Annotated in this window: 6 protein-coding genes and 1 pseudogene; 2 read left to right on the top strand and 5 right to left on the bottom strand. The window is 41.6% G+C overall.

The genetic code is table 11. The features are described from left to right. The 3 genes and pseudogenes from ACYQ4S_RS01040 to ACYQ4S_RS01030 form a co-directional block, all read right to left on the bottom strand. Window positions 1-246: pseudogene (locus tag ACYQ4S_RS01040) on the bottom strand (hypothetical protein); the annotation flags it as partial. A gap of 257 nt (window positions 247-503) precedes the next feature. Beyond that, window positions 504-1970 (bottom strand): helix-turn-helix domain-containing protein, encoded by a 1467-nt coding sequence (locus ACYQ4S_RS01035; RefSeq protein ID WP_346025169.1) that lies wholly within the window; start codon window positions 1968-1970, stop codon window positions 504-506. Next, complete coding sequence (locus ACYQ4S_RS01030) at window positions 1960-3294, bottom strand: FAD-dependent oxidoreductase (protein ID WP_459768784.1); 1335 nt, start codon at window positions 3292-3294, stop codon at window positions 1960-1962. The genes ACYQ4S_RS01035 and ACYQ4S_RS01030 overlap by 11 nt, the downstream gene beginning before the upstream one ends. 226 nt (window positions 3295-3520) lie before the next feature. Here ACYQ4S_RS01030 and aac(6') point away from each other — a divergent pair, with 226 nt between their 5' ends. Next, window positions 3521-3961 (top strand): aminoglycoside 6'-N-acetyltransferase, encoded by a 441-nt coding sequence (aac(6'), locus tag ACYQ4S_RS01025; protein ID WP_459768782.1) that lies wholly within the window; start codon window positions 3521-3523, stop codon window positions 3959-3961. Between the two features lie 150 nt (window positions 3962-4111). On the opposite strand, the gene ACYQ4S_RS01020 is transcribed toward aac(6'), so the two are convergent. Both ACYQ4S_RS01020 and ACYQ4S_RS01015 read right to left on the bottom strand, forming a co-directional pair. Beyond that, a complete protein-coding gene (locus tag ACYQ4S_RS01020; protein WP_346025166.1) occupies window positions 4112-4354 on the bottom strand; it encodes a hypothetical protein in 243 nt (80 codons plus the stop codon). A 200-nt stretch (window positions 4355-4554) separates the two neighbouring features. Beyond that, a complete protein-coding gene (locus ACYQ4S_RS01015) occupies window positions 4555-5691 on the bottom strand; it encodes a M50 family metallopeptidase (RefSeq protein WP_346025165.1) in 1137 nt (378 codons plus the stop codon). Window positions 5692-5834: 143 nt separating this feature from the next. Between ACYQ4S_RS01015 and treR the strand changes: the two genes are divergently transcribed. Beyond that, entirely contained in the window at window positions 5835-6560 is a 726-nt protein-coding gene (gene treR / locus ACYQ4S_RS01010) for a trehalose operon repressor (protein ID WP_346025164.1), read from the top strand. Window positions 6561-6642: the final 82 nt, after the last annotated feature.

The following is a 6642-nucleotide window of genomic DNA, read 5'->3' as shown; positions in this document are numbered from 1 at the left end:
GAACCGGTTTACAGTGTAAACACTAATTTCTTCAGGTGCTTTTGAAGAAAGGATAGCCTGGTTTCCAGATTTTGAGGTGAAGACTAGAGTAAACAAGAACTGAAAGAGTACCACAGGACTAACACCGCGAGTTTTTTTTACATTCGCTCGGTTCAAGAGTGTTCCAATTTTGAATTCTTTAAAAAAGTGGGAAACGGTCGATTCAACCTCGTGATTTTCTGATTTTTCTGGTAAAATATTAGTCATAAGACATCTCTCCTTTGAATGTTGTTATGGTGACTACATTTTACCAAAGAGAGGTGTCTTTTTGTGTGTTTTTTGATAATTATTTATAAGAAGTTTCAATAACCGCAAGGGTTAAACCTGGATATTCAACTGCAAAACTTGAGTTATCAACTAATGGTTGGAATCTCACTTGATTATTACTTTTGTCTAAGACTCTTACATACATTGATATACACATATTTTCTCAATTATAAGCTTTCTTAATGATGTCAGCTCTATTAATTTAGCTCCTGAATGATTCTTTGTATATTCACCATGTCAAATGAAGAAAGAATTTCTGAAAGTATATATATCCTGGCATCATCATAATTCGCCTGGTCTTTCGGTTCTTCATTGGTCAGTATGAGATCATAGATTTTTGTAGGGTCATAGTGCTCTACCCGGACCCCTTTGATCGGCTTTAATTTCAGTATGAGCAACTCTCCAAGAGTCTCTTTATACAAGCCGTCCATTTTCAGATCAATTCCCACCTGTATGACACTGGCCATTTTAAAGGTGATGAGAACAAGAAGACTGATGTATTTCAGCAGCTCCATCTTCAAAAGACTGTTATTCTCGCCCATCTTATCTGCGAGGGTTTTGGTACTGGTTTTCAAAAGTTTGCGTGCGAACGATACAACATTCGTTCCTACGATTTGCTTTTCCTTCGATATAATTCCTTCATATTCGTAGATTTCAATATCACCCTGGAAAAAGTATAGCCGGGTATGGATATGAGTGAGATGGTAGGACATGTCCCGTTCAAGCATATAAGGTAATCTGCGGTACTTAAAATGATTGATGATCGTTTCCGCTATCAGTGTGTCCATTGAAGCGATAGGTGCATGGCGGTCCCGAAGCAATCTGTATTCGTGGAAATCCGGTTCTGTGAGAACAGGAAATGCCAGTAGAAAAGCATAATGAATCATGGACTCAACTTCATCTACTTCAATAGAATACCGGCTGAAATAGCGTAGAACAAAGACTTGGATTTTATGAAAAAAGGGATCTTTTCTGTACGCCTTCATCTGTGTTCTCAGACGTTTGGCCTGCTTGTCTATGATTGATACACGTGCATTGCTGATAATCAGCCAAATTGTCAGACGCTCTCTGTTTTCAGGAGTAATCGTTACATTCAGGAACTTTTCCATTGCGTCGATCATCTGCCTCAGCCGGTCATTAGGATGTTCAGTAAGAAAAGTTGCTTTGTCTTCTATATAGCAATAGAACTGAAAATAGAAATACCGGATTTGAAGCTCTTCACCCTGCATCTGTCCGTTACGTATTTTAATGCCGAACTCTTTAAGATGGCTGTTCAGTTCTTTAATTTTTCGGAATAATGAACTCTCGCTGATTGCCAGTTTCTGCGTCAGCTGTGTAATCGAGAACTCCTGATGCTTGAAAAGAAAAGTGATGATTTGAAGCTTGATAGACTGATCGAGATAGAGTCGGTAAATCTGCTGGAGCGACAGATCATCACTCATGCTGAGCACAATCGTCTGTCCGTCATACTGAAGCTGGACCTTCTGATCAAAACCTTCAATTCTAACAGCAATGGATGACAAGTCGTTTTCAAGAGACGCCTTCGATACCCCCAAATGATTCAGCATCTTTCCATAAGACAACGTCCCGCCATTCAGCACGAGCTGATTGAAGATGGTGATTTCTCTTACTTCATTTTTCTCGAGAAAGTGTTCAATTTTCATCTTCGTCCGCCCCCTCATCCATCCAGGCTATCAGATTTGTGGTGGCAGTCACCTGAGAATAAGCTGGATTAAAGAAGTAATCGGTCTGCTGCAGATCCTCTAGGGTCTGCTTGGACTGAATAGCCAACGCCAGCACATTTATTTTTTCAAGTATATTGGCATCTGATATCATTTGAGCGCCCAGCAGCTCATGTGTTTTGGCATCATAGACCCATTTCAGAGTCACGGTATCAGAATCCGCCAGGCTGGTCAGACGTACCTCCTGTCTGTGAGACTCAACAGTCCGGTCAGTAAACAGACTCTCGGTTTCGGTCATACCTGTGCTGGCTATATACTTGCCGAAGACACGGGTACCAATCGTACGTAGCGAACCTTTAAAAGTTTGGGATGGCTCAATCAGATTGGCTGCTGCCACAATACCTGTCCGAACAGCATTATTGATCAATGGAACATAGACCCTGTCTTCTCCCGGTCCTGACAATTGAATGCAATCCCCCACGGCAAATACATCTTCGGCTGATGTTCTTAAATAGCGGTCGACAGCAATTGTCTGATCGGTATGCTGCTTGATGGTTTCATCCAGAAAAGGCAGATGCGGTCTGACATTCACTCCCATGATAACAGCATCACTGGTGACAGATCCTTCGCCAAGGTAGACAGTCACTTTCTGGTCTGATTCCATCTCTATGGAAGAGACCGTTTGTCTCATTCTCAGATCAACGCCCTTTTCAGTCATATTCTTCTCGATCGGCTTAATCATATCCTCGTCCAGATACTTGAATAGAACATAATCCATACTTTCTACCAGAGTCACTTGTTTCTCCATTGCGGTCAGTAGATCTGCAGCCTCTACCCCAACTTGCCCTCCACCGATAATCGTAATATGCTCACTTTCCTCAACTTTAATCAAAGCCGCCTGAGCCTCATCGTACCGCTTGTATTTTAGTACACTCTCCTGGGCACTGCCGATAATTTTCTCAGACAACTGTCTCGATCCCGCCGCTATAATCAGTTTGTCATAAGACAGCTGGTCTGATAAATCGTGCTGGTCATAAGTGATTATTTTTTGAGTCGTGTTTACCTTCTGTACAGTAGCATTTAGATGATACACGATTCCATGCTTATCCAGCTGGCCTTCTGTAACGAACCGGGCCTCATCCAAGTCAGTAATTTTCTTATCCCAATATAAATGAAGGCCGCTTGGTATGTATCCCAGGGTATCCTGCTTTTCAAGCAACAAAATTTCTGCATCCGGATGAATGTGACGTACTTCAAAAGCAGCAGCTACCCCAGCAAAAGATGCGCCTATAATGACTACTCTCATTTTTGTCCTCCTCATCAGTCATTTTTGAATCAGTATAACATAAAGAAATGAATTTAAGATGCGCCTCCTAACTTTATGCTTCATGCTTACTTAAGTATATATTTTGAGACTTTCTGTAATTCGTACTGGATTAAGGCTTTATCTGAAAGCGTTTGACCACAAATTGTGGTACACTATTTCTACAATCATTCATTTCTTTCATTACAGTTGAGCTGGAGGAATACTTATGCATAAAATTGTCAAAGCCAGAGACATACATATTGAAAACATTACTCAACTCGCTTTACTGCTATGGCCCAGCGAAGATTACGACGAACTTCAGCGGGAAATGACGAGGTATCAGGAGGATAGTACGGCTGAGCTGTTTGTCTGTGAAACTGATGACCAGGTTGTAGGCTTTGCACATGTCCAGCTGAGATTCGACTACGTAGAAGGGACGAGAACCACTCCAGTAGGTTATCTTGAAGGCATATATGTCAAGGAGGCTTACAGAAAAAGAGGCATTGCCAGAAAGCTGGTTGAGGTCTGCGAAGACTGGTCCCGTTTTATGAACGCAACCGAATTTGCCAGTGACGTGGAGCTCCACAACACTACCAGTGCAGCCTTCCATGAGAAAATCGGCTTCAAGGAAGCCCACCGGATCATCTGCTACACTAAGACTATTTAAAGTGAATATGCATCTGAAAATGGCGGAATATCCGTCATTTTTTTCGTTTAAATCCCCTAATTTATAACTGTTTTTTGAGTACTGACTGGTACTTTTTCTATGGTTTAGATTTATAATAAAGGTGAAAAATAAGGTCGTGCTCTCATGTGCCTACTGTTCGCTTATAACACTTAAACGTCTTTGGTGCATGAGGAAAGACGTGAGTGAAATGAGCACAAAAAGCATGCGATCACTAATCGTAAAAGTCGCTTGTCTGTTTTTAGGGGTAATCATCAGTTTGACCTTTGCTGTTCCAGTATCAGCCGCTCCAGCACAGACAGTGACCAGAGGATCCACCACAGAGAAAGTCGTTGCGCTGACTTTTGATGACGGGTCTGATGGGACAAGTATCAATCGGATTTTACAGACTCTACCTCATTCGTGTGGGGCAAGTCCTGACAATCAGATAACTTCAGTTTATTTTTCCAGAAGCAGACTAGTTGCACGCATTTTAACAATAAAAAGGAAACGACCTTCTACAAGACAATGTCGCAGAAGGTTCGTTTCCTTTTTTATCTTCTTATCCCTTCCAGGAAGGTTCAGTTTATCGTTACTCAACTATTATGTGTTACAAATGACATAACTGTTCCAAGATGATCCAGAAGGTTAGTATTTACTCGTTTATCCGCATAAGATGGCAGTTTATCCAGATGTTCCCTCGCCAGATCATACCATCGCTTGGCTTCAGTCCGGTCATTGTCTACAAAATAAGCAATCACACAGTTTACACGACAGACATCTGCCTGTTTCATTTTCAAGTGACTCTTCAGAAGCTTATCAGAAAGAATTCGCTCAATAAGCTCCGGCGTACCTGAATCTTCAATCAGCAGACAGTACACATACTCTCGCAGGATCTCGATGCGGTAAGCCGGAATGATTTCACTTCTCTGGTCATACAAATCACTCAGGCTACTTTCAGCTTGCTTGAAATTTTTCTGCTCAAGGCTGGCATTGATTTCAATCAGCTTATTATAGATATTGAACTGCTCCGTTACCGGTTCATTAGGATTGAACGTCATCTGATCTTCGGCTGCCTCAGAGTATGTCTTGTTATGACGGACAAAATCTCCATTCCATTTCAGCTGCTGAAAGAACTGATCCTGAGCCACTGAACTCCTGCCTAGTTTCCTCAGTATTTTTCCATCATTGAAGCTTAATGGAATGCCGTTCATAGCTGCAGACATCACACCGATGACAATAAAAATCATAATATACTCAGACGGGTATATTAAATAAAAAGTACCCGCAATCAGCGCGGTTATTCCATTTGCCAATACCCCGCCAAGCAAGTAGAAACGGTAAGGCCGTCTGTCATTATTCTCAGGCGGATGCATCAGACACTGACCCATCGTGCCGCTCATCGTAAATAAAATGGTCTTGAACTGACTGTCTTCCTTTATCAGCCCAAATCGACCGATTCTAAAAAGCATGAATGTGTACCCCGATAGTTTCCCGGCAAGCAGGTGACCCAATTCATGGATAATGACGTGCCCATAGACCAGCCCTCCGGCAATTACCATTACAATTCCGATACGTATAAGCAGACGTCCCACATCGAGATTTCCTTCAGCAGTCAAAGGCGTGCTTTCCATCCCAATCCGGTATCCGATAAAACCCACTCCACCTAGCACGATAATGTATACCAGTATGGCTTCCAGTTGCTTCAATCCTTGTTTTATTTGTGTCTTCATTAAATACTCCTTTTTAAATTTCTTCAAAATTTAGCTAAAAATTATGAATAGTCTTCTAATCTTATAACTGTTGAGTTACTGTTCATTTTCTTTTAAACTTAAAGGGTCTGTATCGAATGATTATAGTAAAAGGAATGGAAAATATGAGCAGATTTCAGGATATATTTCTAGATATCGAATCCGATATATTAAACCAGCAGTACAAACCTGGTGAACTTCTACCGAGCGAAAACCAGTTGTCAATAAAGTACAATGTTTCGCGTGAAACAATTAGAAAAGCCCTTAGCCTCTTGCTTGAAAGTGGTTACATACAGAAGAAACAAGGTAAGGGATCGATCGTGCTCGATGTCAAACGCTTCGATTTTCCGATATCCGGCCTGACCAGTTACAAAGAACTTCAGGATGCTCAGAACATGTCCAGCGAAACGATTCTCGTTGAAAACAAGAAGATGACTATTCCGGAGCACATTGCAAATTTTCTGAAGGTTTCTCATGACACTGAAGTGCATTGTGTCATACGTGCCAGAAAAGTCGATGGAGAAGTCGTCATTCTAGATAAGGATTACTTGTTCACATCAATCATCGAATCGATTCCGGATGATGAAGCTCGTCATTCACTTTATCACTACATTGAAAACAAATTAGGTCTTGTCATCGGTTTTGCTCGAAAAGAATTCATCGCTGAGCCGGCCACCCAGGAAGACCGTGAACTGATGACGCTTCATAATGATACGCATGTTGTCGTTACCCGTAGTGAAGTCCATCTGGAAGACGCTACATTGTTCCAGTATACTGAATCACGTCACCGACTGGACCGCTTCAGATTCGTCGAGTTTGCCAGAAGACGCGGGCCTGTTTCTTACGACTGATTAGTCTATTTAGAGCAACTATACTACATTTTATCCTTCAAATATAGTCCATATTCAACAGGTCACAAGCCTTACAGTTTGC

It is taken from the genome of Alkalibacterium sp. s-m-28, assembly GCF_054658175.1.
Note: the sequence above shows the minus strand (reverse complement) of the source record. Positions and strands in the feature narration are given on the sequence as shown.

Bases quoted from the DNA above. Each gene is read 5' to 3' on its own strand.
- ACYQ4S_RS01030 (WP_459768784.1), bottom strand. From the start codon at position 3,294: ATGAGAGTAGTCATTATAGGCGCATCTTTTGCTGGGGTAGCTGCTGCT.
- ACYQ4S_RS01035 (WP_346025169.1), bottom strand. From the start codon at position 1,970: ATGAAAATTGAACACTTTCTCGAGAAAAATGAAGTAAGAGAAATCACC.
- ACYQ4S_RS01015 (WP_346025165.1), bottom strand. From the start codon at position 5,691: ATGAAGACACAAATAAAACAAGGATTGAAGCAACTGGAAGCCATACTG.
- treR (WP_346025164.1), top strand. From the start codon at position 5,835: ATGAGCAGATTTCAGGATATATTTCTAGATATCGAATCCGATATATTA.